The sequence below is a fragment of the Pseudomonas antarctica genome, from assembly GCF_001647715.1.
Lineage (GTDB): Bacteria > Pseudomonadota > Gammaproteobacteria > Pseudomonadales > Pseudomonadaceae > Aquipseudomonas > Aquipseudomonas antarctica_A.
Window position 1 is genome coordinate 3,428,870 of sequence record NZ_CP015600.1, and the last position, 26,206, is coordinate 3,455,075.

The following is a 26,206-nucleotide window of genomic DNA, read 5'->3' on the forward strand; positions in this document are numbered from 1 at the left end:
GACTATTCTGACAACTCCGATACGGTGCAAAAACTCGCCACACAGGAGGTGTGTCATGCACGCTGCTGAGCCTTCGGTCCGCTTGGAGCAAATCAGTCAGGAACGCTTTATTCAGGCGCCTCCCGAGATCGTTTACGACTATGTGACCCAGCCTGATCGCTGGCACGAGTGGCACCCCACTTCTCTCAGCGCCGACACCGGGACCACCGGTTCACTTGCGCTCGGCGCGCGCTTTACCGAAATCATCGACTTGCTGGGCGTGCGCGTGCCCTTGAGTTATCGCGTGCAGGTAGCCTGCCGCCCCAGTGAATTCAAAACCGTCTTCACCTCCCTGGCCGTCGACGGCACCATTCACTATTTCTTGCAGGCCTATCGCGACGGCACCCTGTTCAAGCGCGTATTGACCTACGAGACCGAACTGCAGCTTGCCACCTTGCATGAGCGTATGGTCGCTCTATCAACCATTGCGCTGGACCAGCTCAAACATCGGTTGGAAAACACCACCTCCGTATAATTTTGAAACATTACCACCGCGTCCTGCTGGAAAAAGCAGGGAGAATGCCCGGCTTATTGCCCTGCATTCAGTGAGATCCCATGAAAACCACCTTGCGACTGGCCCTGCTTTCAGCCCTGTTCACCACCACCCTGACGCAGGCTGCCGACCTGATTCCCATTGACGTACATCGCGATGCCAACTGCGGCTGCTGCAAAAAGTGGATCAGCCACCTCGAAAGCAACGGGTTCAAGGTCAATGACCATGTGGAAGCCGACATGAGCGCCGTCAAGCAGCGCCTGGGCGTAGCGCCGCGCCTGGGTTCGTGCCATACCGCGGTGATCGACGGCAAGTTCGTCGAAGGCCACGTGCCCGCCGAGCAGGTGCTGGCCCTGCGCAACCGCGACGACTTGCTGGGGATTGCAGCGCCAGGCATGCCCATGGGTTCACCGGGTATGGAAATGGACGGAATGAGCGATGCCTACCAGGTCATCGGCCTGACCCGGGAAGGTAAAGACGTGGTGGTGGCCGACTACCCGGCCCGTTGATTGATGCTCGTCGGTTACCTGGGGCTGTTTTTCGCCGCCTTCGGGGCTGCCACGCTGTTGCCGATGCAATCGGAGGCGGTGCTGGTGGGCCTGTTGATCAGCGGGCATTACAGCCTGTGGGGGCTGCTCTGCATCGCCACCGTCGGCAATGTACTCGGCTCGGTGGTCAATTGGTGGCTGGGGCGCTCGGTTGAGCGCTTCCAGACACGGCGCTGGTTTCCGGTCAGCCCACGGCACCTGGAAAAGGCCCGCGCGCACTATCAGCGCTGGGGGCACTGGTCGTTGTTGCTCAGTTGGGTGCCCATTTTCGGCGACCCGCTGACCTTGGTGGCCGGGGTCATGCGCGAGCCGTTCTGGCGATTCCTGCTGCTGGTCACCGTTGCAAAAGGCGCCCGATACTGCGTACTGGCCCTGCTGACGGTGAACCACCTGGCAACCGCATAACCAGGGTTGAAAGCCTTCGACTGATCGCTACCGCAGCGCCGGCCTATCTCGCCGCACTCCGTTAATCCTCGCTTAATCCCCTCGCCACAGCATCCGGACATTGTTGCCTTCGGAGCCTGACCCCATGACGTTGATCCGTTCACTGTGCGCTGCCGGCCTGCTGCTGGGCAGCGCCCTTCCCGCTCTCGCAGCCACCGAAAGCCCTGCCTACGGGCCTGAGCTGCAAGGCTTCCAATACCCCTACCCGGTCGAACATTTCAACTTCCAGTCACAAGGTAAAACCTTGCAGATGGGGTATATGGACGTGCCCGCCAAGGGCAAGGCCAACGGGCGCACTGTGGTGTTGATGCACGGCAAGAACTTCTGTGGCGCCACGTGGGATGAGTCGATAAAGGCCCTCAGCGCCGACGGGTATCGCGTGATTGCGCCGGACCAGATCGGCTTTTGCACCTCCAGCAAGCCGGATCACTACCAATACAGTTTCCAGCAATTGGCGATCAACACCCACCAACTGCTTGAACACCTCGGCATTCAAAAGGCCACCCTCGTCGGCCACTCCACGGGCGGCATGCTCGCCACCCGTTACGCGCTGCTCTATCCGGCGCAAACCGAGCAACTGGGGCTTGTGAACCCCATCGGCCTGGAAGATTGGAAAGCCCTGGGCGTGCCCTACCGCAGCGTCGACCAATGGTATGAGCGTGAGCTGAAACTCAGCGCCGACGGCATCCGCCACTATGAACTCAACACCTATTACGTCGGGCGCTGGAAGCCTGAATACGAGCGCTGGGTCGACATGCTCGCCGGCTTGAATAAGGGGCCGGGGCATACCCAGGTCGCCTGGAACTCGGCGTTGATTTACGACATGATCTTCACCCAGCCGGTGTACTACGAGTTCAAGGACTTGCAGATGCCCACCCTGCTGCTGATCGGCACGGCCGACACCACCGCCATCGGCAGCGATATCGCACCGCCTGCGGTCAAGGCCAAGCTCGGTCACTACGACGTGCTCGGCAAACAAGTGGCCAAGCTGATCCCCCACGCCACCCTGGTTGAATTCCCGGGCCTGGGGCATGCACCACAGATGGAAGAACCGGCTCGGTTTCACAAAGCGCTGTTGCAGGGCTTGAACGCCCTTTAATCCAACCTTTTTCGAGGCACTCGTGAATGTCGGTACAGATCGCAGTCATTGATGATTGGCAAAATGTGGCCAGTGGCGTAGTGGATTGGTCGGTTCTTGCATCAGTCGGCGAAGTGCATTTTCTTCACGACTACCCGGCGGATACCGCCACGATGGTCGAGCGTTTGAAGGGGTTCGAGGTTATTTGCATTATGCGCGAGCGCTCCACCTTCGATAAAGCCCTGCTGCAAGGTTTGCCCAATCTGAAACTGCTGGTGACCGGCGGCATGCGCAATGCCGCCATCGACATCCCTGCCGCCAAGGCGCTGGGCATCCAGGTCTGTGGCACCGACAGCTATAAGCAGGCGGCGCCGGAACTGACCTGGGCATTGATCATGGCCTCTACCCGCAACCTGCTGGCCGAAGCCAACTCGCTGCGAGAGGGTGGATGGCAGGTTGGCCTGGGTGGTGATCTGTATGGCAAAACCCTGGGCGTGCTCGGGCTGGGCAGCATTGGCCAGAAGGTCGCGCAGTTTGCCCAGGTGTTCGGCATGCGGGTGATTGCCTGGAGTGAAAACCTCACCCCTGAACGTGCTGCCGAGTCAGGCGTCACCTGGGTCAGCAAGCGTGAACTGTTTGAGCAGGCGGATATCCTGACCGTACACCTCGTACTCAGCGATCGCAGTCGCGGCCTGGTGGATGCCCAGGCATTGAGCTGGATGAAACCGAGCGCGCGCCTGGTCAATACGGCGCGCGGGCCGATTGTGGATGAGCAGGCCCTGGTGCAGGCGCTGCAAGCGGGTCGATTGGCGGGGGCTGCCCTGGACGTATATGGCGAAGAGCCGCTACCGGCTGATCATCCGTTCCGCCGTTTGCCGAATGTCTTGGCGACCCCTCATGTCGGTTATGTGAGCGAGCAGAATTATCGGCAGTTCTATCAGCAGATGATCGAGGATATTCAGGCGTGGGCAAAAGCCGCGCCCATTCGCGTGCTTGGCTGACGCACCAATCGAGGGCATACGCACTCCTGTGGAGAGCGGACTTGCTCCCTCGCTACAACCACCGCGCTGATCCCCTCAATCAGCGCGCGTTTCAAACCTTGCATATCGTTACAACTTTTTTGTCCTACAAAATTCCCACATAAACCGTACAGGCTCTGGGATCTCGCCTAGACTCATGACCGATGGGTCCGTTCCAAAACAAAAACCCCGCAAAAAATCGAAACTTTCCAACTCTGCCATAGGTCCAGTTTTTAAGGGAGGCGAGTGCACGCGGCTCACACCAAATGCCCGTCCATCCAATCTTTTTCAGCAATGAGTGCAACTGGCATACGCCTTGCCAGTTTGTACAGTGCTTGTGCGCCTGGCCGCAGGATGTGGCCAATCGGAGCCGATGGCAGCGGGCCATTAGCCAACCAAATATGTGGGAGAGAACTATGATCAGTGCCGCTGTAGATACTCAGGGAGAGCGTTTTAGTCAGCCGGCAGGGGGACCGACTACGTTGGCCGACCTGCCCAACACTGTGCGGCCGATCGTGAGTCAGAACCCTAATCGCAAGAAAGTCCTGTTTGTGACCTCGGAATTCGCCGACCTGGTCAAAACCGGCGGCCTGGGCGACGTGTCCGCCGCCCTGCCCCGCGCCATGGCCCACCTGCATGATGTGCGGGTGTTGATTCCGGGCTATCCGCAGGTGATGGAAAGCGACAACCCGATCCATATCATCGGCGAGCTGGGCGGTCACGCTGCATTGCCGCCCTGCAAGATCGGGCGCATGGACCTCAAGGACGGTCTGGTCATCTACGTATTGATCTGCCCTGAGCTCTATGAGCGTGAAGGTACGCCGTACGGCGCCAATAACGGCCGTGACTGGCCGGACAACCATATTCGCTTCGCCCGCCTGGGCCTGGCCGCCGCCGACATCGCCGCCAACCTGGCACAGATCCACTGGTGCCCTGACCTGGTGCATGCCCACGACTGGCCTGCCGGGCTGGCGCCTGCCTATATGCACTGGCGCGGGTCGCGTACGCCTACCCTGTTCACCATTCATAACCTCGCCTATCAAGGTGTGGTCAGCCTGGCCTCCACGCCTGAGCTGGGTATCCCGCCGCATGCCCTGCAACAGGAAGGCATGGAGTTCTACGGCAAAATGTCATTCCTCAAGGCGGGCATGGCGTACTCCAGCCATATCACCACCGTGAGCGCGACCTACGCCCAGGAAATCACCACCCCGGAATTCGGCTGTGGCCTTGATGGTTTCCTGGCCAGCAAGACCCAGCAAGGTCTGCTCAGCGGCATTCCCAATGGTATCGATGAAAGCTGGGAAACCTCTACCGACACGCACCTGACCCATAACTTCAATATCGGTGACTGGGAAGGCAAAGGCATTAACGCCGCCCACGTGCGTGAGTTGTTCGGCCTGGCCGACTCCACCGGTCCACTGTTCGCTGTGGTCTCGCGCCTGGTGTATCAAAAAGGCCTGGACCTCACCGAAGCGGTCAGCAGTTATATCGTCGAAAACGGTGGCCAAATCGCGATTATCGGCCGCGGCGAGCCGGAAGAAGAGCAAGCCATGCGTGAACTGGCCTTGCGCTTCCCCGGCCAAATCGGCGTACGCATCGGCTTCAACGAAACAGATGCGCGGCGCATGTTCGCTGGCAGCGACTTCCTGCTGATGCCTTCGCGCTATGAACCGTGCGGCCTGAGCCAGATGTACGCGCAACGCTTCGGCTCGTTGCCGGTGGCGCGCAATACCGGCGGCCTGGCGGACACCATTGAAAATGGCGTCACCGGGTTCCTGTTCAATGAATCCACCGCACAGAGCTACGAAGAAGCGTTGAGCCGCGCGTTCAGGGTATTTGCCAACAAAGGCCTGCTCAATGCCATGCGCAGCCGCGCCATGACTCAACCTTTCAACTGGTGCCAGGCGGTAGAACCCTACGCCGAACTGTACGAACAGCTTGTCGCCAAGGCGCTGGGGAAATCGGCTAAATAATCAAGGGAGGGCTTCATAGATGCCGTCACGGAATCTGGAAACCTGGCCCCACGGCGCAATCATGTTGGACGCGCAACACACGCGTTTTGCCTTGTGGGCGCCAGACGCGTTTTATGTCAGCGTTGAATTGGAAGACGGCAAGTCCATTGCCATGCTGCCCCAGGCCGATGGCTGGTTTGAGGTAGAGGTGAAGTGCCCGGCGGGCACTCACTACCGCTACAACATCGACGGCGAAACGGATGTTCCCGATCCGGCGTCCAGGGCTCAAGCTGCGGATGTGCATGGCTGGAGCGTCGTCGTCGACCCGCTCGCCTATCAATGGCGACACAGCAACTGGCAAGGCCGCCCCTGGCATGAGGCCGTGATTTACGAGCTGCATGTTGGCGTATTGGGGGGCTACGCTGCTGTTGAAAAGCAACTGCCGCGCCTCGCCGAACTCGGCGTTACCGCGATTGAACTGATGCCCTTGGCGCAATTTCCCGGCGAGCGCAATTGGGGCTACGACGGGGTTCTGCCCTACGCGCCCCAATCTTCCTATGGCTCCCCCGAACAGCTCAAGGCGCTGATCGACAGCGCACACGAGCATGGCCTGGCCGTGATCCTCGATGTGGTCTACAACCACTTCGGCCCCGATGGCAATTACCTGGGCCAATACGCCAAAGGCTTCTTCCAGGAAGAAGTGCACACGCCCTGGGGCGCAGGCATTGATTTTGATCGCCGGGAAGTCCGCGACTTCTTCCTCGACAACGCGTTGATGTGGCTGCTGGAATACCGCTTCGATGGCCTGCGCCTGGATGCGGTACACGCCATCGACAACCCGGGGTTCCTCAAGCAATTGGCACATCGGGTTCGCCAGCAGGTGGACACCGGCCGTCATGTCTGGTTGGTATTGGAAAACGAACTCAACCAGGCCAGCCTGTTAAAGCACGATTTCGATGCGCAATGGAACGATGACTTCCATAACGTCCTGCACGTATTGCTGACCGGCGAAACCGACGCCTACTACAGCGACTTCGCAGAAAACCCTACCGAGAAACTGGCGCGCTGCCTGGGCGAAGGTTTTATCTATCAAGGCCAGACCACACGCCATGGTCATGAGCGCGGCGAACCCAGTGGTGAGCTGCCACCGAGCGCCTTCGTGGCGTTTTTGCAGAACCACGACCAGATCGGCAACCGCGCCTTGGGCGAACGCCTGCACCAGCTCTGCTCGCCCCAGGCACTTAAGGCGGCGACCACCTTGCTGCTCATGTCGCCGATGATCCCACTGATGTTCATGGGCGATGAGACCAACGCCAGCGAACCGTTTCTGTTTTTCACTGACCACCATGGCGAACTGGCGCAAGCGGTGCGCGAAGGTCGGCGCAACGAGTTTGCCGACTTCGCCGCCTTTGCTGACCCCGAACGACGCGAACGCATCCCCGACCCGAATGCCCTGCCGACCTTCCTGCAATCGGCGCCCAGCTTTACCGAGAACTCGCACGCCCAGCTCTACCGCCAGCTGCTGAGCCTGCGCCACCTGCATATCGTGCCGCATTTGCCGGGGAGCATTCCCCTCGGCGCACAGGTGCTGGCTGAAGGCGCCGTGACTGCGCGTTGGCGCCTGGGTAACGGTAGCGTGTTGCAGATTGACTTGAACCTGAGTGCCACACCGCTGGATCACCCCGCGCCGCGCCACCTGTTATTCGAAACGCATGCCACTGATGAGGCGCACCTGCCGCCGTTCAGCGCACGCGTCGCCTTATCCCCTGTTGGAGAGCACCTTTGAGCCAAGCGAACCTGGAAATACTCGCCAGCCGCGCGGGCCTGGCCGTCGATTGGATCGACGCAAACGGCCGCCCGCAACATGTGAAACCCGCTGCCCTGCGTGCCGTTCTCAAAGGCCTGGGCCACCCGGCCGATACTGACGCCGAGATCGATGCCAGCCTGCTGGAACTGGAGCGGGTGCAACAAGACAAACACTTGCCGCCGCTGATGACCGTCGACACCGGCGATGGCCTGGACCTGGCGCGTTACTTCGCCCCGGACACGCCGTGCCGCGTCAGCCTGGAACAGGGCGAGACGCTGGAACTGCGCCTCGACAGCAACGCGGTGCTGCCGGGCGTCATCGCGCTCGGCTACCACCAGGTGCATATCGACGACCAGACTTTCACCCTGGCCGTGGCGCCCACCCATTGTTACAGCGTGGCGCAAGCGGTTGACAGCCAACCTGCCCGCGCCTGGGGGCTGAGTGCCCAGCTGTATTCGCTGCGCCGCCTGGGCGATGGCGGCTTCGGTGACACGCTGGCCCTGGAACACCTGGCGCGCTGCGCTGCCGAACGTGGCGCCGATGCCCTGGCCATCAGCCCGATGCACGCGATGTTCAGTGCCGATACGACGCGCTACAGCCCGTATTCACCCTCCAGCCGTTTGTTCCTTAACAGCCTGTATGCGTCGCCCGGCTGCATTCTTGGCGAGCGCGAAGTGCGCAACGCCATAGAGGCCTGCGGTTTGGCCGATGAGTTGCACACACTCGAGCAACACACCCTGATCGACTGGCCCGCCGCCGCCAAGGCCAAGCAACAACTGTTGCGCGCCTTGTATGAAGACTTCCGTCACGGCGAGCATCCACAGCATGCCGACTTCCTGAGCTTTCGACAGGCGGGCGGCGAAGCCCTGGAAAACCACTGCCGCTTCGAGGCCGTGCAGGCCGTTCGCGCCGCCGCCGGGGAAGACCTCGACTGGCGGCACTGGCCCGAAGCATGGCGGACCCCGCAGAGCCCGGCACTGGCGCAGTTCGCCGAGGAGAACCGCGATGAAATCGGCTATTTCGCCTTCAGCCAATGGCTGATCGCCCGCTGCCTGGAGCGCGCCCAGCAAGCCGCCCGAGGCAGCGGCATGGGCGTCGGTTTGATCGCCGACCTGGCCGTTGGCGCGGACGGCGGCGGCAGCCAGGCCTGGAGCCGTCAGGACGAGCTGCTGGCCGGCCTGACTGTCGGCGCGCCACCAGACATCCTCAACCGTGCCGGTCAAGGTTGGGGCATCTCGGCGTTTTCCCCGGAAGGCCTCAAGCGCAACGGCTTTCGCGCCTTTATCGAAATGCTGCGGGCTAACTTCGCTCACGCCGGCGGCTTGCGTATCGACCATGTCATGGGCCTGAAACGCCTGTGGGTCATCCCGATGGATGCTTCGCCGCGTGAAGGTGCGTACCTGTATTACCCGGTCGACGACCTGTTGCGGCTGCTGGCATTGGAATCCCAGCGTCACAAGGCGATTGTGCTGGGTGAGGACCTGGGCACCGTACCCGATGGCCTGCGCGAAAAACTCATCGGCCGTTCGATTCTGGGCATGCGCGTGTTGCTCTTCGAACAGGGCCACGACGGCCAATTCAAGCCCATCCTCGACTGGCCGGACAACGCCCTGGCAACCACCAGCACCCACGATTTGCCGACCCTCAATGGCTGGTGGCACAGCCGTGATATCGAGTGGAACATCCAGTTGGGCCTGATCGATGCGCCGACTGTGGAGCAATGGAGCGAACACCGCCTGCGCGAACGGCAGGCACTGCGCCAGGCCTTGAGCCAGGACCCGCAGAACTTTGTCGATGAAATTCGCAATGACACGGACCACATGATCGACGCCAGTGTGCGTTACCTGGGCCACACCCGCGCGCCGCTGGTGCTGCTGCCGTTGGAGGACGCCCTGGGCGTCGAGGAACAAGCCAACCTGCCCGGCACGCTCGATACCCATCCCAATTGGCGCCGCCGCCTGGCGGGTGAAGCGGCAAGCCTGCTCGACAATGCAGGCGCTGCCCGCCGCCTCGAACTGCTGGCCGTCGCTCGCAACCAAGCCCGTGAGCGTGACCGATGAAAGCCTTACCCTTGCGCGCCACCCAGCGCCTGCAATTTCATAAAGGTTTCACCCTGGATGATGCGGTGCCTTTGGTGCCCTACTTCGCCCAGTTGGGCATCAGCCATCTATATGCATCCCCGCTGCTCGCCGCACGCGCCGGTTCCATGCACGGTTACGACGTGGTCGACCCGACCACCGTCAACCCCGAGCTGGGCGGTGAACCGGCCTTGCGCCGTCTTATCGCCGCGCTGCGTGAGCACGACATGGGGCTGATCCTCGATATCGTCTCCAACCATATGGCCGTCGGCGGCGCCGATAACCCGTGGTGGCTGGACCTGCTGGAATGGGGTCGCTTAAGCCGCTACAGCGAATTCTTCGATATCCAGTGGCACTCGCCCGACCCGCTGCTCAAGGGCCAACTGCTGATGCCATTTCTTGGCAGCGACTACGGCGAAGCATTGCAAACCGGCACCCTGGCCCTGCATTTCGACGCCGCGCACGGTGCATTCTACGTTGAGCATTACGAACACCGGTTCCCGATCTGCCCTCGCGATTACGCGGCGATTCTGGGCAACGATGCATTGCTCAAGCCACTGTCCGACCGCTTCAGTGCCCTTGCCTATCAAGACGACGCCTATGCCGAAGCGGCGTGGCTCAAACAGGCGCTGGCCGAACGGGCCTCCGAGGGCGACGTGCTGCATGCCATCGAGCACAGGCTCAGCGAATTCGACGGGCGCCAGCCTGAAGGCTTTGACCGCCTGCACTCACTGCTCGAGCAACAGGCCTACCGCCTGGCCAGTTGGCGCACGGCGGCAGACGACATCAACTGGCGGCGCTTCTTCGACGTCAATGAGCTGGGCGGGTTGCGGGTAGAACGCAGCGCCGTGTTCGAGGCCACCCACGGCAAGATTTTCCAGCTGATCAGCGAGGGCCTGGTGGATGGCCTGCGCATCGACCATATCGACGGGCTGGCCGACCCACGCGGTTATTGCCGCAAGCTGCGCCGTCGAGTGGATTCGCTGTCACCCGAGCGGCACTTGCCGATCTTCGTCGAAAAAATCCTCGGCGAAGGCGAGACGCTGCGCGAAGACTGGCAAGTGGACGGCACCACCGGCTACGAATTCATGAATCAACTGTCGTTGCTGCAACATGACCCTGAGGGCTTGGGCCCCCTCGCCGACCTGTGGACGCGTCACAGCGAGCGGCCCTCGGCCTTTATCGAAGAGGCTTGGCTGGCGCGCCGGCAAATCCTCAACGGTTCGCTGGCCGGTGACTTTGAAAGCGTGGCCCAGGCCCTGCTGCAAGTGGCTCGCGATGACGTGATGACCCGCGACCTGACCTTGGGCGCCATCCGCCGCGCCTTGCAGGCGCTGATTGTGCACTTCCCGGTGTACCGCACCTACATCAGTGCCCGGGGCCGCAGCGAACGTGACGATGTGTTTTTCCTGCAAGCCCTGGCCGGTGCCCGAAGCACTTTGAGCGAAGGTGACTGGCCGGTGCTCGATCATCTGGAAAAATGGCTCGGCGGCCAGCCATGGCGCAATCGCCCGGTGGGCCGTGAGCGCAAGATACTCAAACATGCCTGCGTGCGTTTCCAGCAACTGACCTCACCTGCCGCCGCCAAGGCCGTGGAAGACACCGCGTTCTATCGCTCGGCGGTGCTGCTGTCGCGCAATGACGTGGGCTTCAGCACCGAGCAGTTCAGCGCGCCGGTGGACGCGTTCCACGCCGTCAACCAACAACGCTTGCAGACGTTCCCGGACAACTTGCTGGCCACCGCCACCCACGACCACAAGCGCGGCGAAGACTCCCGCGCGCGTCTGGCGGTGCTCAGCGAATGTGCGCCGTGGTATGCCGAGCAGGTCGAGCACTGCCGTACCCTCGCTGCCAAATTGCGCGACGATGCCCAAAGTCCATCGGCAGGCGATGAACTCATCCTTTATCAAGTGCTGCTGGGCAGTTGGCCGCTGGACCTGAAGCTTGACGTTGAGGACTACCAGCAACGCCTCTGGCAATGGCAGCAAAAAGCCTTGCGCGAAGCCAAGTTGCAGAGCAGCTGGAGTGCGCCCAACGAGGCTTATGAACAGGCCGTCGAAGCGTTCCTGTCACGCCTGTTGCTCAGCGAGGAAGGCCACGCGCTGCGGACCGCCCTCGCCGCCGCCGCCCACGCCATCGCCCCGGCCGGTGCCGTGAACAGTCTGGCGCAGTCCTTGCTTCGCCTCACCGTGCCGGGTGTGCCGGACCTGTACCAGGGCGATGAGTTCTGGGACTTCAGCCTGGTGGACCCGGACAACCGGCGCCCGGTGGACTTCAACGCACGGCAACACGCGCTGAACACACCACCGGATACCGGCGAGCTGTTGTTCAACTGGCGTGACGGGCGTATCAAACAAGCGCTGATTGCCCAGGTATTGGCCCTGCGCAAGGCTGATCCCGAGATCTTTCAGTACGGCAGTTACACGCCACTGGAGGTCACCGGCAAACACGCGGACCACGTCGTCGCGTTCGCTCGTGAACATCAAGGCAAACGCCTGCTGGTGGTGGTGCCACGTTGGCCCCATCGCCTGCTGGAAAATGCGCCTGAAAAGCCTGTGCAGCCCCACTTCAATGCGCAGGTTTGGGGCGATACGCGGGTGAAATTACCATTTGCCGCCACAACACAAAACTGGAAGGGACTTTTTCATACAGGCGCAGTCACACCAGACAAGGAGCTGTTGATCAGCGCTGCCCTGGGGGATATCCCGGTCAATGTCTTTATCAATCCTGATGGTCGAGAAAGCTGAAAATTTTCTGTGAGGAGCATTTCGATGAGTACTGAAGACAAACGCATTCGCGAGTTAGCGCATCAGATCTGGGAGTCCGAAGGCAAACCCCATGGGGAGGACACGCGCCACTGGGAAATGGCGCGCAAGCTGGCCGAAGCCGAAGCGCTGACGCCGAGCAAGCCCAAGGCCGCCGCCAAGCCCAAAACCGCACCCAAGCCTGCGGCAAAAGCCAAGCCTGCGGCACCGGCTGCCGGCAAACCGGCGCCCCCGGCGGCTAAAAAGCCGGCAGCACCGAAAAAGCCCAAGCCTTAAGCCACTTTGTCTAATGAGCCTCCTGGCGCGTTGTCGGCGGGAGGCCATTTTCACTTTTTACTGCGTCAGCTGAACGATCGTCGGCACGGCCGCGTTCGGCCCGAAAAAAGACCCTTTGCAGGAGCAACTCGATGAGCAAACCCGATAAAACCCAACCGACGCCGGAAAACGAGCCGTCGCGGATTCGTGAAGGTTTGCCCTTCCCTCTCGGCGCCACCTGGGACGGCTTGGGCGTTAACTTCGCGCTGTTCTCGGCCCACGCCACAAAAGTCGAGCTGTGCCTGTTCGACGATACCGGCGAGGTGGAACTGGAACGCATAGAACTGCCCGAATACACCGACGAGACCTTCCATGGTTACTTGCCCGACGCCCACCCCGGGCTGATTTACGGCTACCGCGTGTACGGTGCGTACGACCCGGCCAATGGTCACCGCTTCAACCACAACAAATTGCTGATCGACCCCTATGCCAAACAGCTGGTGGGCGAACTCAAATGGTCCGAGGCCCTGTTCGGCTACACCATCGGCCACCCGGATGACGACCTCAGTTTCGACGAACGCGACAGCGCGCCCTTCGTGCCCAAGTGCAAGGTCATCGACCCGGCGCACACCTGGGGCAATGACCAGCCGGTGCGCGTGCCGTGGGACCGCACGATCATCTATGAAACACACTTGCGCGGCATCAGCATGCGCCACCCTTCGGTAGGCGAGGCAGTGCGTGGCACGTGTGCCGGGCTGATGGAAGAGGACGTGCTCAAGCATATCCGCCAGCTGGGCGTGTCGTCGGTGGAGCTGCTGCCGGTGCATGCGTTCGTCAATGACCAGCACCTGCTGCAAAAAGGCATGACCAACTATTGGGGCTACAACAGCATCGCCTTCTTCGCACCGGACCCGCGCTACCTGGCCAGCGGCAAAATCGCCGAGTTCAAGGAAATGGTCGCGCACCTGCACGAAGCCAAGCTGGAAGTGATCCTCGACGTGGTCTACAACCACACCGCCGAGGGCAACGAACGTGGTCCGACCCTGTCGATGCGCGGCATCGACAACGCTTCGTACTACCGGCTGATGCCTGAAGACAAGCGCTTCTACATCAACGACTCCGGCACCGGCAACACCCTGGACTTAAGCCACCCGTGCGTATTGCAGATGGTCACCGACTCCCTGCGTTACTGGGCCACCGAGATGCACGTCGACGGTTTCCGCTTTGACCTGGCGACGATTCTCGGCCGCTATCGGGACGGCTTCGACGAGCGCCACAGCTTCCTCGTGGCCTGCCGCCAGGACCCGGTGCTGCGCCAGCTGAAAATGATCGCCGAGCCATGGGACTGCGGCCCCGGTGGCTATCAAGTGGGTAACTTCCCGCCGGGCTGGGTGGAATGGAACGACCGCTTCCGCGACACCGTGCGCGCCTTCTGGAAAGGCGATGACGGCCAGTTGGCGGACTTCGCCGGGCGCATGACCGCCTCCGGGGAAATGTTCAACCATCGCGGGCGCCGGCCTTACAGCTCGGTGAACTTCATCACCGCCCACGACGGTTTCACCCTGCACGACCTGGTGTCGTACAACGACAAACACAACGAAGCCAACGACGAAGACAACCAGGACGGCAGCAACAACAACCTGTCCTGGAACCATGGCGTCGAAGGCCCCACCGACGACCCGGAGATCAACGCACTGCGCCTGCGCCAGATGCGTAACTTCTTCGCCACCCTGCTGTTGGCCCAAGGCACGCCGATGCTGGTGGCCGGGGACGAATTCGCACGCACCCAGCACGGCAACAACAATGCCTATTGCCAGGACAGCGAGATCGGTTGGGTCAACTGGGACCTGGACGACGACGGCAAGGCGCTGCTCAAGTTTGTAAAACGCCTGATCAAGCTGCGCATGGCCTACCCGATCCTGCGTCGCGGCCGGTTCCTCGTGGGTGATTACAACGAAGATATCGGCGTGAAGGATGTCACCTGGCTGGCGCCGGACGGCAACGAGATGAGCACCGAACAATGGCAGGACAGCCATGGCCGTTGCCTGGGCATGCTGATGGATGGCCGCGCTCAGGAGACCGGGATTCGTCGCCCGGGTGGCGATGCCACCCTGCTGCTGGTGGTCAACGCCCACCACGACATGGTGAATTTCCGCCTGCCGCCGGTGCCTGAGGGCGAGTTCTGGACCTGCATGCTCGATACCAACGACACCGCGGTGCGTGCCCAGGAACGCTTTGATTTCGAGCATGAGTACGCCGTCACCGGCCGCTCACTGTTGCTGTTCGAACTGCAGCACGACGAGGTGTGAAATGGCCCTGCATGGATTCCTTCAAGGCAACCGCAGCTATGCGAATACGCAGGCGCTGGGGGATGCCCTGAGGGCGCTTCAGGAGGAAGGCCTGGACCAGCTGCCGTTGCCCGGCAGCGGTCAGACATTGGAGCGCTTCAGCCGGCTGGCACAGGTGGCGGGGCATGATCTGCGCCTGTGCAAGCTGTTCGAAGGCCACACCGATGCCTTGGCGATCATCGCTGAACTCGACAGCCCCTTGCCGCCCTTGGGCAGCCTTTGGGGCATGTGGGCCGCCGAGCCGCCCACCGCCAAGGTTCGGGTGCGGCGTGACGGCCATCGGTTAATTGTCGACGGGCGTAAAGCCTGGTGTTCCGGCGCGGCCGTGGTCAGCCATGGCCTATTGACGGCCTGGGACGAAGACGATCATCAGCAGTTGGTCGCGGTAGAGATGGACCAGCCTGGCGTGACGGTGACGGACGAAGGTTGGAGCGCCGTCGGCATGGCGGCTACGGCCAGTGTCGAGATTGTCTTCAACTCGGCCAGGGGCATCGCGGTCGGCGGCCCGGGCGATTACTTGTCGCGCCCGGGCTTCTGGCAGGGCGGCGTCGGCATCGCGGCATGCTGGTATGGCGGCGCCCAACGTTTGGCCGAAGTGTTGCGCGCGCAATGCAGCAAACGGCCCGAACCCCATGCCCTCGCCCATCTGGGTGCGGTCGACAGCCTGCTCAACAGTGCTGCCTGTGTGCTGCGTGATGCGGCTGAACAGATCGACCGCGAACCCCGGGCGGATGCTCGACAGTTGGCCCAACAGGCACGCGCCTGCATTGAAGACACCGTCGAACAGGTGATCCGTCATGTCGGTCGCGCGGTCGGTGCGGGGCCTTATTGCAAAGACTCACACTTCGCCCAGTTGATGGCGGACTTGCCGGTGTATGTGCGCCAGAGTCACGCCGAACGTGACTTGGCAGCCTTGGGCGAGCTGGTGCTTGAGCAACCTGCAGGGAGGTGGCTGTTGTGAAACCCAACCCGATCGTAGGCCAGGGTACGCCGCTGCATCAGTGGCAAGCCTCGTCTCACATGGCCGAGCTGCCCCATATCAGCATTGAAGAGTTGGTGCCTGCCGGCCATCGCGCCGTGATCATCGCCCCGCACCCGGACGACGAAGTGCTCGGCTGTGGGGGGCTGCTGCAGGGCTTGGCGTCGCTGGGCCGGCCGCTGCAGTTGATTTCCGTGACCGACGGCAGCGCCAGCCATCCCGGCTCCACCCGTTGGCCGGTGGCGCGTTTGGGCGTGATACGCCCGCAGGAATCGGCACAGGCCCTGCACCGCCTGGGCGTGCCGCTGCACAGTTTAATCTGGCTGCGCGCGGGGTTCACCGACAGCAAGGTGGCGGAACGGGAAGAGGAACTGAGCGCGTTTATCCAACGCTACCTCAAGCCCACCGACGTGGTGTTCACCACTTGGCGCGAAGACGGTCACTGCGACCATGAAGCCGTCGGCCGGGCCAGTGCGAAGGCCGCCCTCGCAGTGGGCGCGACCCTCTACGAGTTGCCGGTCTGGACCTGGCACTGGGCAACCCCCGAGGACAGCCAGGTGCCATGGCACCGGGCACGTAAAATCCTGCTGACACCCCAAGCGGTGGCGCGCAAACGGCACGCGATCCACGCCTTCGCCAGCCAGTTGGAGGGCGACCCGCAGATCGGTCTCGCGCCGGTGCTGGCGCCCTTTGTGGTGGAGCGCTTGTTGCAACCTTTTGAAGTGGTGTTCATATGAGTGTGGCCACGCCTTATTTTGATCAATTGTTCGCGGGTAATGACGACCCCTGGGCGTTTCGCCAACGCTGGTACGAACAACGCAAACGCGCGCTGACCGGGGCGGTGCTGACACGACCGCGCTATGCGTCGATTTTTGAACCCGGTTGCGCCAATGGCGAGCTGAGTGCCGAGTTGGCGCTGCGCTGCGACCGCCTGGTGTGCTGCGACACCGCCGCTGCCGCCGTCGCGCTGGCGAAAACCCGGTTGCTGGAGTTCCCCCACGCCCAGGTCTACCAGGGCCGCCTGCCCGAACAATGGCCGACAGGCCGGTTCGAACTGATCGTGTTGAGCGAGCTGTGCTACTACCTCGACGCCGATGACTTGCACCGCCTGATTGACTGCGTCCTCGGTTCACTGACGGACGACGGGCAGTTGCTCGCCTGCCACTGGCGCCCAACGATCGAAGGCTGCCCGCATACCGCCGAACACGTACATGCCGTACTGCAACAGCGACTGGACATGCCCCACGTCGTGCACCATCACGAAAGTGATTTCCTACTCGACCTGTGGAGCCGCGACGGCACCTCGGTCGCCACCCATGAGGGCTTGCGATGATCGGCATTCTGATCCCGGTGCATAACGAAGAAACGCTGCTGGCCGAGTGCCTCGAAGCCGCAATGATTGCTGCAAGCCACCCTGGATTGCTCGGTGAGGCCGTGCAGATCCTCGCGGTGCTCGACAGCTGCAGCGATGGCAGTGCGGCGATTGCCCAAGCGTATCCAGTGCAGTGCCTGCAGGTACAAGCGCGCAATGTCGGCCACGCGCGCGGGGTGGGTGCGCGGCATTTGTTGAATCAAGGTGCGCGCTGGATTTCGTGTACGGACGCCGATAGTCGTGTCGCCCCCGACTGGTTGGTGGCGCAATTGGCGCTGGGCGCCGACGCGGTATGCGGCACAGTGACCGTAGACGCCTGGAGCCAGGGCTTCGGCCCCGCCGCCCAAATTCGCTACCACCAGGCCTATGAAGCTCGCGACGGCCATCGCCATATTCACGGCGCCAACTTGGGTGTGAGTGCAAGCGCCTATGTGCAGTCCGGTGGCTTCGAGCCGCTGGCCTGCCACGAAGATGTGCAACTGGTGCGCAACCTGGAGCGGTGCGGCGCATCAATCGCCTGGAGCCACACCCCGCAGGTGACGACCAGCGCGCGCCTGGACTGCCGTGCACAAGGCGGGTTTGGCGATTACTTGAAAAGCCTGATGCAGGCCACCTGAAAAAAATCGACATTACACGATGTAAAAGCGACGAATCCTTGTCTATGCTGAAAACGCCTTGCTGGCCATCCAGGGTTGGATGGCCGCATTTCACTGCAGCGGAGCCTGCTGTGAAAAAACACAGCTGAATATAAGAAGTCGTCCCCGACGGGGGCACGACCCAGCATCAATCGACAAGGACGTACTATTCATGAAGCCTGCCTGCGTAAGCGAGGGCCGTCGCGGCCCTGCGCAAATCTGGAACAGTGCGCCCCAGCTGGCGCAAACCCCCGCCATCAATCCCTCTTCACTGGTGCCCCGAGGGGCGCGAGTGGTGGTCATCGCCCCCCATCCGGGTGACGAGGTATTGGCCTGTGGGGGCTTGCTGCAACTGCTCAGCACCCTTGAACACCCACTGCTGCTGATCTCGATCACCGACGGCAGCGCCAGCCATCCAGGCTCAAACCTATGGCCGGCGAGCCGCCTGAGTGTGATTCGGCCCCAGGAAAGCGCCGAGGCATTGCGCCGCCTGGGGATGCCATTACACAGCCTGAAGTGGATTCGTGGCGGCTTTAGTGACAACGCCCTCGCCGCCCGCGAACAGCCGTTGAGCCAATTTATCGCGCGCTACCTGCAGCCCAGTGATGTGGTCTTCACCACTTGGCGCCACGACGGCAACGACGACCATGACGCCGTCGGCCGCGCCAGTGCCAAAGCCTGCACACTGACGGGGGCGCGCCTGTACGAGGTGCCGGTCTGGGCGTGGCACTGGCCTGCTCGCGAAGGCTCGGTGATCCCTTGGCAACGCGCGCGTAAAGTGCGTCTGGACACCTGGAGCGTCGCACGCAAACTGCACGCCGCCCATGCGTATGCCAGCCAATTGGTCGGCGACCCGGAAATCGGGCTGGCGCCGATACTCGCCCAGGATTTGCTGGAGCGCATGCGCGAGCCTTACGAAATCGTGTTCACCTAAGTGAGGCGTATGTATCGCACTGTGTACGACACCGCCTGCGATACATGGCGTTTAACCCGAGACAGTTTCTGAAACACAGCCGATACAACGCAGCGTTCAACTGTGAGCCAGGCACACATCCCGCCGTAGGAGGCTCGCCATGCATACGCCGTTGAAACATCACCCACTGTTCCTGACCTTTGCCCTGTTGCCGTTCGCTGCCATGGGCATGGCCCACGCCGACATGCCCCAGGCGCAAGACCCGGTATCGCACACCCAATCGGCTGTCGGCGCCCTCAAGCACATCAAGGCCGGCCTGCTCGATGTGGCCTACGCAGAAGCCGGTCCGGCCAACGGCCAGGTGGTCATCCTGCTGCACGGCTGGCCCTACGATATCGACAGCTACGCCGACGTCGCGCCCTTGCTTGCCGCCAAGGGCTATCGCGTGTTGATTCCGTACGCCCGTGGCTATGGCGACACCCGCTTCCTGTCGGATAACACCCTGCGCAACGCTGAGCCTGCGGCGCTGGCCCAGGACGTGATCGACTTCATGGACGCGCTGAACATCAAACAGGCCGTGCTCGGCGGCTACGACTGGGGCGCACGCACGGCGGATATTGTCTCGGCGCTCTGGCCGCAACGCGTCAAGGCGCTGGTGTCAGTGAGCGGCTACCTGATCGGCAACCAGGCTGCCGGCAAGAACCCGTTGCCGCCCAAAGCCGAATTGCAGTGGTGGTACCAGTTCTATTTCGCCACCGAGCGCGGCGCCGCCGGCTACCAGAAAAACACCCATGATTTCGCCAAGCTGATCTGGCAGACCGCTTCGCCGAAATGGGCGTTTGACGACGCCACCTTCGAGCGCAGCGCCAAAGGCCTGGACAACCCCGACCACGTCGCTATCACGGTCTTCAATTACCGCTGGCGCCTGGGCCTGGTGCAAGGCGAGGCCCGCTACGACGCACTGGAACAGAAACTCGCCCAGTCACCGTCGATTGGCGTACCCACCATCACCCTTGAAGGCGACGCCAACGGCGCACCGCACCCTCTGCCGGAAGACTATGCGAAGCGCTTCACCGGCAACTACCAATTCCGCCTGATCAGTGGCGGCATCGGTCACAACTTGCCACAGGAAGCGCCTGCGGCGTTCGCCAAGGCGGTGATTGACGCGGATCATCTGTGAAGGGGAAATGCAAGCGGCGACGGCCAAAACGGCGGTAACCGTCGAGACAGCAACTTGAGCACCGCACGCGATGCCATGAAGCAGTAATCCACGAATCACGCGGGGCCAGCAGCTCGTCATCATCGACGCGGGCCCCGCGACACTGAATGCCTCGATTGTCATCACGCCTGCCCATCTCTTACTCTTGTGAGCACCTCAACCCGAGTCGCTATCGGAGTTCACATGGATTTTGCCACCCTCAGCCTCTTCCTCCCGGCTTGCTTTGCCCTGAACATGGCACCCGGGCCGAACAATTTGCTGTCCGTCAGCAACGCCACGCGCTATGGCTATCGCACCTCTTGCCTCGCCGGTATTGGCCGCTTGCTGGCCTTCGCGGGCATGATCGCCCTCGCCTCAGCCGGCCTGGCGGTGGTGCTGCAAAGCTCGGAGCTGTTGTTTTACGCGATCAAGGTCCTGGGGGCGGCGTACCTGTTTTATCTGGCGTTTCAGTTGTGGCGGGCCAATCCGGCGGCGCAGACTGAAGCGGCTACGGCCAAGGCGGGATTGTGGGCATTGGCGCGTCAGGAGTTTCTGGTGGCGGCGGGTAACCCAAAAGCCATTCTGATCTTCACCGCCTTCCTCCCGCAGTTCGTAGTACCCGGCCAACCAATTACGCCGCAATTCGCACTGCTGGGCGCGATGTTCCTGATGCTGGAATGGATCGCCATCAGCGCCTACGCCTATATGGGCCTGCATATGCGCCGTTGGTTTGCCGAACCACGTGGCCAGCGGATGTTCAATCGATGCTGTGCGGGGCTGTTGTCAGCGGCAGCAACGGTGTTGTTGATGGCGCGCAGGGCCTGAGCCGCTTCGCCTCCAACGGAGTGCCCATTTATGACCAAAACCGAACTCGCCGACTTCTACCAGGGCTACATCGATTGCCTGAACCGTGAGGACTGGGACCAGTTGGGCCACTTCGTCCACCCGGACGTCACCTACAACACCGCCCCAATCGGCCTCGCCGGCTACCGCGCCATGCTCGAACGGGACTTCCGTGAAATCCCCGACCTGGTGTTTCGCATCCAACTGTTGGTAGCCGACCCGCCCACCCTCGCCAGCCGGTTGAATTTCAACGTCAGCCCCAAAGGTGAGTTCTTCGGGCTGCCAATCAATGGCAAGACGGTGACCTTCGATGAGAACGTATTCTATGAATGCGTCGACGGGAAAATCGCGCACGTCTGGTCAGTGATCGATAAAGCGGCGATTCAGCAACAGCTTGATGGATGAGGCGATGGAGCCCATCCCGCCCCGGCGACGGCCAAGCGCGCGTTTGACGCGATGATGAACATGACCAAAATCGAGATTTGCGCCATTGAGGCCGCCGTGGCCGGGCGCTGAAAGCCTCCAAAGATCGCGGGTGGGGGCGGGCTTGAGCGCTCCCACATACGTCAGCGTTCTGGCATCCTTACCGCCCCCAGTCGTCAAACGCGAGCGGTAGGCCCATGAACCACGGCGTCAAACTCGAAGCACGCACAATCCCGGTCCCGCCGTCGATCAGCCCTGAAGCCCAAGCGACGCTGCAACGCCTGGTCGGCGCGGACGGCGTGCCGCTCAACGCGCTGCACGCCATGCCCGCGCCCGACGACCACGACGGCTGGCGCCATCTGCAAGCCGCCGTTGCCGAGCGTTACGCCACGGCAAACGCCGGGCAAGCGGCCACCCTGCGCGCCAGCCTGCACACCATCACCGTGGAAAATGCCACCGTGCACGTGGCCACACCGGCTGCTGCAACACACTTTGCCTATATCGACCTGCACGGCGGCGCGCTGGTATTCGGTGGCGGGGAAAACTGCCGCATCGCGGCAGGCAAGCAGGCCGATTTGCACAGCATGATCTGCTATGGCATCGATTACCGCATGCCACCCGAGCACCCTTACCCGGCCGCGCTGGATGACTGCATGGCCACCTATCGCCATGTGCTCCAGCACCACGCTGCGGAACACATCGTGATTGGCGGCCGTTCGGCCGGCGGCAACCTTGCGGCGGCCATGGTATTACGCGCCCGCGATGAAGGTTTGCCACTACCGGCGGCGTTGGTGCTGCTGTCGCCGGAGGTGGACCTTACCGAGTCCGGTGACAGTTTCCAGGTCAACCGAACCGTCGACGTGATAATGCCCAACCCGTTGATTGGCGCCAACCTGCTGTACGCCAACGGCGCCGACCTGTCGCATCCGTACCTGTCGCCATTGTTTGGCGATTTTGCACCCGGCTTCCCGCCGACCTTCCTGCAAAGCGGCACGCGGGACCTGTTCCTGTCCAACACCGTGCGCCTGCACCGCGCCTTGCGCCAGGCGCGGGTGCCTGCGCTGCTGCATGTGTTCGAGGCTATGCCCCATGGCGGTTTCATGGGCGCACCGGAAGATGCAGAGTTGGCCGCCGAGGTCTCAGAATTTGTGCGGACGCAGCTGCAGCGGGGTTGACACATTCAGTCACACACCCTGAAGATGGAGGTCTTATCCAGGGTGTGTCAGCTCATGTCCGCAACGTCTTTCGCTAACGCTTTCGTCATTGGCCTGATTGCCAAGGCGCAAGCTTGCGTTGCGCGCACCCTCAAATCGAAGAAACAGTCGCTCATGTGACCGGGGCGCGCTGTCCCGTCAGATGAGCTGACAGGACATTGAGCGCGACGGACTTCCCTCCTCTTTGCACAATTCCCTCTGCCCTTCTGACGGTGACTTCAGCGGTCAACTATCAGGAGAAAGTGCATGTCATCGTTTCAAGGTATCTGGGTTCCCGTGGTCACGCCGTTTCGTGACGGCGCCATCGACTTTATCGGCCTGCGCCGGCTGGTCAGCCATTTGCTGGAAAAGCACGTGGCCGGGATCATGGTGTGCACCACCACCGGGGAAGCCGCCTCGTTGAGTCGTCCCGAACAGCTGGCGGTGCTGGATGCAGTGTTGCAACAGGTGCCGGCGCCCCGTGTGGTGATGGGCCTGTCGGGCAACAACCAGATTGAACTGCTGCAGTTTCAGAGCGAGATCCTCGAGCGCCCGGTGGCCGGCCTGCTGGTGCCGGCGCCGAGCTATATCCGCCCTTCTCAGGCGGGCCTTGAAGCGTTTTTCCACACCGTGGCCGATGCGTCCGGCGTGCCGATCATTCTCTACGACATTCCCTACCGCACGGGCGTGACCTTCGAACAGGCCACGTTGTTGAACATCATCAAGCACCCGCGAGTCGTCGCCATCAAGGATTGTGGCGGTAACCTGGCGAATACCCTGGCGCTGATCGCCAGTGGCGAGGTGGCTGTGTTGTGTGGCGAAGACATGCAGATTTTCAACGCGCTGTGCCTGGGTGCCAGTGGCGCGATTGCGGCCTCGGCGCATGTGCAGACCGAAGACTTTGTGGCGCTGTGCCAGCAAGTGCGGGATAACCAGCTCGTCGAGGCCCGGGCGACTTTTTTCAAGTTACTGCCACTGATCAACACCCTGTTTATGGAGCCTAACCCGGCGCCGGTAAAGGCTGCGCTGGCCCTGAAGGGGTTGATCGGCAGTGAGTTGCGGGCGCCGATGCAAGCCGCCAGTGCACGGGTGCAGCAAGCATTAAGCCTGTTGGTGTAATGGCCCGACCCGGCTCATGCGCCAAAAAAAGACATCCAGCGGACCGCCCGGTTGCGACCGGCGCGATCCCGGCCTATGTTCCAAGCCATGCTTTGCATTTTTGCTGTCCCCCTCCCTACACCTAACCCGTGCCCAGGTGACGACATGCCCACGCTTTCCCGCCCCGCCGTACTTGAGCTGATCGGCAATACGCCGCTGGTCAAGGTCAGCCGTTTTGATACCGGCCTGTGCACGCTGTTTCTCAAACTCGAATCGCAAAACCCCGGCGGCTCGATCAAGGACCGTATCGGCCTGGCCATGATCGACGCCGCCGAGCGTGATGGTCGCCTGCGCCCGGGCGGCACCATCATTGAAGCCACCGCCGGCAACACCGGCCTGGGCCTGGCGCTGGTCGGCCGAGCCAAAGGCTACCGCGTGGTGCTGGTGGTGCCCGACAAGATGTCCACTGAAAAAGTGCTGCACTTGAAGGCCATGGGCGCCGAAGTGCATATCACCCGCTCCGACGTCGGCAAGGGCCATCCCGAGTATTACCAGGATGTCGCCGCGCGCCTGGCCAAGGACATTCCCGATTCATTCTTCGCCGACCAGTTCAACAACCCGGCCAACCCCCTCGCCCACGAAACCAGCACCGCCCCGGAGATCTGGGCGCAAACCCAGCATGATGTGGATGCGATTGTGGTGGGCGTCGGTTCAGCCGGCACGCTCACCGGCCTGACACGCTTCTTCAAGCGGGTGCAACCGGACCTGGCCATGGTGCTGGCCGACCCGGTGGGCTCGGTGATGGCCGAATACAGCCGCAGCGGCCAGTTGGAGACGCCGGGGTCGTGGGCGGTGGAAGGCATCGGCGAAGACTTCATTCCGTCGATTGCCGACCTCTCCAGCGTGCGTCACGCCTACTCCATCAGCGATGAAGAAAGCTTCGACCACGCCCGCCAGCTACTCAAGGCCGAAGGTATCCTGGGCGGCTCATCCACCGGCACCCTGCTGGCCGCCGCCCTGCGCTACTGCCGCGAACAAACCGAACCGAAACGGGTGGTCACCTTCGTCTGCGACACGGGGACGCGCTACTTGTCGAAGGTTTACAACGACCAATGGATGAAGGACGCGGGCCTGCTGCAATACAAACACTACGGCGACTTGCGCGACCTGATTGCGCGCCGTTTCGAAGACGGCCGAGTCATCAGCGTCAGCCCCGACGACACCTTGCTCACCGCCTTCCAGCGCATGCGCCTGGCGGACGTGTCACAACTGCCGGTGCTGGTGGACGGCCAGGCGCTGGTGGGGGTGATCGATGAATCCGACATTCTGCTGGGCCTGCACAATGACGCCGCGGACTTCTCCATGACCGTCGCCAGTGCCATGACCGATACCGTGCAAACCCTCGCCCCCGGCGCCAGCCTGGCCCAATTGCAGGCGGAACTGGATCGCGGCCTGGTCGCCATCATCGCCGACGCAGCGGGCTTCCACGGCCTGATAACCCGCGTCGACTTGCTCAATCACCTACGGAGATCCCTTGCATGAGTCAGCCCGATAAAAGCGCCTTTGCCACCCGCGTGATCCACGCCGGGCAATCACCCGACCCGACCACGGGAGCGCTGATGCCGCCGATCTATGCCAACTCCACCTACCTGCAAGACAGCCCCGGCGTGCACAAGGGCTTTGATTACGGTCGCTCGCACAACCCAACGCGTTTTGCCCTGGAGCGTTGCGTCGCCGACCTTGAGGGCGGCAGCCAGGCGTTCGCCTTTGCATCCGGGCTGGCCGCGATCTCCACCGTGCTGGAACTGCTGGATGCCGGTGCGCATGTGGTCTCCGGCAACGACCTGTACGGTGGCACCTTCCGCCTGTTCGACAAGGTACGCCAACGCAGCGCCGGGCACCGTTTCAGCTTTGTCGACCTGACTGACCTGGCGGCGTTTGAAGCGTCGTTGCAGGATGACACGCGCATGGTCTGGGTCGAGACCCCGAGCAACCCGCTGCTGAGCCTCACCGACCTCAGCGCCATCGCGCGCATCTGCCGTGACCGTGGCATCCTCTGCGTGGCTGACAACACGTTCGCCAGCCCGTGGATTCAACGGCCGCTGGAGTTGGGTGTCGACATCGTGGTGCACTCCACCACCAAATACCTCAACGGCCACTCCGACGTGATCGGCGGCATCGCCATCGTCGGCCACAACCCGGACCTGGCCGAGCGCCTGGGTTTCCTGCAAAACTCGGTCGGCGCCATCGCTGGCCCGTTCGATGCCTTTTTGACCCTGCGCGGCGTGAAAACCCTGGCGCTGCGCATGGAGCGCCATTGCAGCAACGCCCTGGACCTGGCGACCTGGCTGGAACAACAGCCGCAAGTGTCACGGGTTTACTACCCGGGCCTGGCGTCACACCCGCAACACGCGCTGGCGCGTCGGCAAATGCGCGGGTTTGGCGGGATGATTTCAGTGGACTTGAACACTGACCTGGCTGGCGCTACGCGCTTTCTGGAGAACGTCAAGATCTTCGCCCTGGCCGAGAGCCTGGGCGGTGTGGAAAGCCTGATCGAACACCCGGCGATCATGACCCATGCCAGCATCCCGGCGGCGACGCGGGCGCAATTGGGCATTGGTGATGGGTTGGTGCGGTTGTCGGTGGGGGTTGAGGACGTGGAGGATCTAAGGGCAGACCTGGCCCAGGCGTTGGCACTTATCTAACCCAATCGCCCAACAATGAAT

23 protein-coding genes and 1 pseudogene are annotated in these 26,206 nt (G+C 62.2%); all 24 read left to right on the top strand.

The annotated features are described in order from the left end of the window. Positions 1-55: 55 nt before the first annotated feature. The 24 genes and pseudogenes from A7J50_RS15490 to A7J50_RS15600 all read left to right on the top strand — a co-directional run bounded on the left by A7J50_RS15490 (position 56) and on the right by A7J50_RS15600 (position 26,185). Positions 56-514 (top strand): SRPBCC family protein, encoded by a 459-nt coding sequence (locus A7J50_RS15490; RefSeq protein ID WP_064452600.1) that lies wholly within the window; start codon positions 56-58, stop codon positions 512-514. Positions 515-594: 80 nt separating this feature from the next. Continuing rightward, positions 595-1,041 carry a DUF411 domain-containing protein gene (locus A7J50_RS15495; RefSeq protein ID WP_064452601.1) on the top strand — a complete coding sequence of 149 codons (447 nt, stop codon included), beginning with the start codon at positions 595-597 and terminating at the stop codon, positions 1,039-1,041. Positions 1,042-1,044: 3 nt separating this feature from the next. Continuing rightward, positions 1,045-1,485, top strand: coding sequence for a YqaA family protein (locus A7J50_RS15500; protein ID WP_064452602.1), 441 nt, complete (start codon positions 1,045-1,047; stop codon positions 1,483-1,485). Between the two features lie 124 nt (positions 1,486-1,609). Further along, the gene (locus A7J50_RS15505; protein WP_064452603.1) at positions 1,610-2,623 is read left to right on the top strand and encodes an alpha/beta fold hydrolase; all 1,014 of its coding nucleotides are present in this window, start codon (positions 1,610-1,612) and stop codon (positions 2,621-2,623) included. Positions 2,624-2,649: 26 nt separating this feature from the next. Beyond that, the gene (locus A7J50_RS15510) at positions 2,650-3,603 is read left to right on the top strand and encodes a D-2-hydroxyacid dehydrogenase family protein (RefSeq protein ID WP_064452604.1); all 954 of its coding nucleotides are present in this window, start codon (positions 2,650-2,652) and stop codon (positions 3,601-3,603) included. 434 nt (positions 3,604-4,037) lie between these two features. Beyond that, positions 4,038-5,594: a glycogen synthase GlgA gene (glgA, locus tag A7J50_RS15515; protein ID WP_082895900.1), complete on the top strand. Its 1,557-nt coding sequence runs from the start codon at positions 4,038-4,040 to the stop codon at positions 5,592-5,594. A 19-nt stretch (positions 5,595-5,613) separates the two neighbouring features. Continuing rightward, positions 5,614-7,359, top strand: a complete 1,746-nt coding sequence (gene treZ / locus A7J50_RS15520) for a malto-oligosyltrehalose trehalohydrolase (RefSeq protein ID WP_064452606.1) — start codon at positions 5,614-5,616, stop codon at positions 7,357-7,359. Next, the gene (gene malQ, locus A7J50_RS15525) at positions 7,356-9,440 is read left to right on the top strand and encodes a 4-alpha-glucanotransferase (protein ID WP_064452607.1); all 2,085 of its coding nucleotides are present in this window, start codon (positions 7,356-7,358) and stop codon (positions 9,438-9,440) included. Before treZ ends, malQ begins: the two co-directional genes overlap by 4 nt. Further along, positions 9,437-12,205 (top strand): malto-oligosyltrehalose synthase, encoded by a 2,769-nt coding sequence (locus tag A7J50_RS15530; RefSeq protein WP_064452608.1) that lies wholly within the window; start codon positions 9,437-9,439, stop codon positions 12,203-12,205. The genes malQ and A7J50_RS15530 overlap by 4 nt, the downstream gene beginning before the upstream one ends. 24 nt (positions 12,206-12,229) lie before the next feature. After that, positions 12,230-12,499, top strand: a complete 270-nt coding sequence (locus A7J50_RS15535; RefSeq protein WP_064452609.1) for a DUF2934 domain-containing protein — start codon at positions 12,230-12,232, stop codon at positions 12,497-12,499. A 131-nt stretch (positions 12,500-12,630) separates the two neighbouring features. Next, entirely contained in the window at positions 12,631-14,787 is a 2,157-nt protein-coding gene (gene glgX, locus A7J50_RS15540) for a glycogen debranching protein GlgX (RefSeq protein WP_064452610.1), read from the top strand. Between the two features lies 1 nt (position 14,788). Continuing rightward, the gene (locus tag A7J50_RS15545) at positions 14,789-15,787 is read left to right on the top strand and encodes an acyl-CoA dehydrogenase family protein (protein WP_064452611.1); all 999 of its coding nucleotides are present in this window, start codon (positions 14,789-14,791) and stop codon (positions 15,785-15,787) included. After that, positions 15,784-16,542 carry a PIG-L deacetylase family protein gene (locus tag A7J50_RS15550; RefSeq protein WP_064452612.1) on the top strand — a complete coding sequence of 253 codons (759 nt, stop codon included), beginning with the start codon at positions 15,784-15,786 and terminating at the stop codon, positions 16,540-16,542. Before A7J50_RS15545 ends, A7J50_RS15550 begins: the two co-directional genes overlap by 4 nt. Next, positions 16,539-17,138 carry an SAM-dependent methyltransferase gene (locus A7J50_RS15555; protein ID WP_064452613.1) on the top strand — a complete coding sequence of 200 codons (600 nt, stop codon included), beginning with the start codon at positions 16,539-16,541 and terminating at the stop codon, positions 17,136-17,138. Before A7J50_RS15550 ends, A7J50_RS15555 begins: the two co-directional genes overlap by 4 nt. Further along, positions 17,135-17,794: a glycosyltransferase gene (locus A7J50_RS15560; RefSeq protein ID WP_064452614.1), complete on the top strand. Its 660-nt coding sequence runs from the start codon at positions 17,135-17,137 to the stop codon at positions 17,792-17,794. Before A7J50_RS15555 ends, A7J50_RS15560 begins: the two co-directional genes overlap by 4 nt. Before the next feature lie 190 nt (positions 17,795-17,984). Beyond that, entirely contained in the window at positions 17,985-18,746 is a 762-nt protein-coding gene (locus A7J50_RS15565; protein ID WP_064452615.1) for a PIG-L deacetylase family protein, read from the top strand. 139 nt (positions 18,747-18,885) lie between these two features. After that, the gene (locus A7J50_RS15570) at positions 18,886-19,905 is read left to right on the top strand and encodes an alpha/beta fold hydrolase (RefSeq protein WP_064452616.1); all 1,020 of its coding nucleotides are present in this window, start codon (positions 18,886-18,888) and stop codon (positions 19,903-19,905) included. 222 nt (positions 19,906-20,127) lie between these two features. After that, positions 20,128-20,748: a LysE family translocator gene (locus tag A7J50_RS15575; RefSeq protein ID WP_064452617.1), complete on the top strand. Its 621-nt coding sequence runs from the start codon at positions 20,128-20,130 to the stop codon at positions 20,746-20,748. Between the two features lie 30 nt (positions 20,749-20,778). Next, complete coding sequence (locus A7J50_RS15580; RefSeq protein WP_064452618.1) at positions 20,779-21,171, top strand: ester cyclase; 393 nt, start codon at positions 20,779-20,781, stop codon at positions 21,169-21,171. A 12-nt stretch (positions 21,172-21,183) separates the two neighbouring features. Further along, positions 21,184-21,282, top strand: a pseudogene (locus A7J50_RS31945) (VOC family protein); the annotation flags it as partial. Positions 21,283-21,386: 104 nt separating this feature from the next. Further along, the gene (locus tag A7J50_RS15585) at positions 21,387-22,364 is read left to right on the top strand and encodes an alpha/beta hydrolase (RefSeq protein ID WP_064452619.1); all 978 of its coding nucleotides are present in this window, start codon (positions 21,387-21,389) and stop codon (positions 22,362-22,364) included. 285 nt (positions 22,365-22,649) lie between these two features. Continuing rightward, complete coding sequence (gene dapA, locus A7J50_RS15590) at positions 22,650-23,501, top strand: 4-hydroxy-tetrahydrodipicolinate synthase (protein WP_064452620.1); 852 nt, start codon at positions 22,650-22,652, stop codon at positions 23,499-23,501. A 144-nt stretch (positions 23,502-23,645) separates the two neighbouring features. Beyond that, positions 23,646-25,022, top strand: coding sequence for a pyridoxal-phosphate dependent enzyme (locus A7J50_RS15595; protein ID WP_064452621.1), 1,377 nt, complete (start codon positions 23,646-23,648; stop codon positions 25,020-25,022). Next, complete coding sequence (locus A7J50_RS15600) at positions 25,019-26,185, top strand: cystathionine gamma-synthase (protein ID WP_064452622.1); 1,167 nt, start codon at positions 25,019-25,021, stop codon at positions 26,183-26,185. The genes A7J50_RS15595 and A7J50_RS15600 overlap by 4 nt, the downstream gene beginning before the upstream one ends. Positions 26,186-26,206: the final 21 nt, after the last annotated feature.

Bases quoted from the DNA above. Each gene is read 5' to 3' on its own strand.
- A7J50_RS15490 (WP_064452600.1), top strand. From the start codon at position 56: ATGCACGCTGCTGAGCCTTCGGTCCGCTTGGAGCAAATCAGTCAGGAA.
- A7J50_RS15495 (WP_064452601.1), top strand. From the start codon at position 595: ATGAAAACCACCTTGCGACTGGCCCTGCTTTCAGCCCTGTTCACCACC.
- A7J50_RS15500 (WP_064452602.1), top strand. From the start codon at position 1,045: ATGCTCGTCGGTTACCTGGGGCTGTTTTTCGCCGCCTTCGGGGCTGCC.
- A7J50_RS15505 (WP_064452603.1), top strand. From the start codon at position 1,610: ATGACGTTGATCCGTTCACTGTGCGCTGCCGGCCTGCTGCTGGGCAGC.
- A7J50_RS15510 (WP_064452604.1), top strand. From the start codon at position 2,650: ATGTCGGTACAGATCGCAGTCATTGATGATTGGCAAAATGTGGCCAGT.
- glgA (WP_082895900.1), top strand. From the start codon at position 4,038: ATGATCAGTGCCGCTGTAGATACTCAGGGAGAGCGTTTTAGTCAGCCG.
- treZ (WP_064452606.1), top strand. From the start codon at position 5,614: ATGCCGTCACGGAATCTGGAAACCTGGCCCCACGGCGCAATCATGTTG.
- A7J50_RS15530 (WP_064452608.1), top strand. From the start codon at position 9,437: ATGAAAGCCTTACCCTTGCGCGCCACCCAGCGCCTGCAATTTCATAAA.
- A7J50_RS15535 (WP_064452609.1), top strand. From the start codon at position 12,230: ATGAGTACTGAAGACAAACGCATTCGCGAGTTAGCGCATCAGATCTGG.
- glgX (WP_064452610.1), top strand. From the start codon at position 12,631: ATGAGCAAACCCGATAAAACCCAACCGACGCCGGAAAACGAGCCGTCG.
- A7J50_RS15545 (WP_064452611.1), top strand. From the start codon at position 14,789: ATGGCCCTGCATGGATTCCTTCAAGGCAACCGCAGCTATGCGAATACG.
- A7J50_RS15555 (WP_064452613.1), top strand. From the start codon at position 16,539: ATGAGTGTGGCCACGCCTTATTTTGATCAATTGTTCGCGGGTAATGAC.
- A7J50_RS15560 (WP_064452614.1), top strand. From the start codon at position 17,135: ATGATCGGCATTCTGATCCCGGTGCATAACGAAGAAACGCTGCTGGCC.
- A7J50_RS15565 (WP_064452615.1), top strand. From the start codon at position 17,985: ATGAAGCCTGCCTGCGTAAGCGAGGGCCGTCGCGGCCCTGCGCAAATC.
- A7J50_RS15570 (WP_064452616.1), top strand. From the start codon at position 18,886: ATGCATACGCCGTTGAAACATCACCCACTGTTCCTGACCTTTGCCCTG.
- A7J50_RS15575 (WP_064452617.1), top strand. From the start codon at position 20,128: ATGGATTTTGCCACCCTCAGCCTCTTCCTCCCGGCTTGCTTTGCCCTG.
- A7J50_RS15580 (WP_064452618.1), top strand. From the start codon at position 20,779: ATGACCAAAACCGAACTCGCCGACTTCTACCAGGGCTACATCGATTGC.
- A7J50_RS15585 (WP_064452619.1), top strand. From the start codon at position 21,387: ATGAACCACGGCGTCAAACTCGAAGCACGCACAATCCCGGTCCCGCCG.
- dapA (WP_064452620.1), top strand. From the start codon at position 22,650: ATGTCATCGTTTCAAGGTATCTGGGTTCCCGTGGTCACGCCGTTTCGT.
- A7J50_RS15595 (WP_064452621.1), top strand. From the start codon at position 23,646: ATGCCCACGCTTTCCCGCCCCGCCGTACTTGAGCTGATCGGCAATACG.
- A7J50_RS15600 (WP_064452622.1), top strand. From the start codon at position 25,019: ATGAGTCAGCCCGATAAAAGCGCCTTTGCCACCCGCGTGATCCACGCC.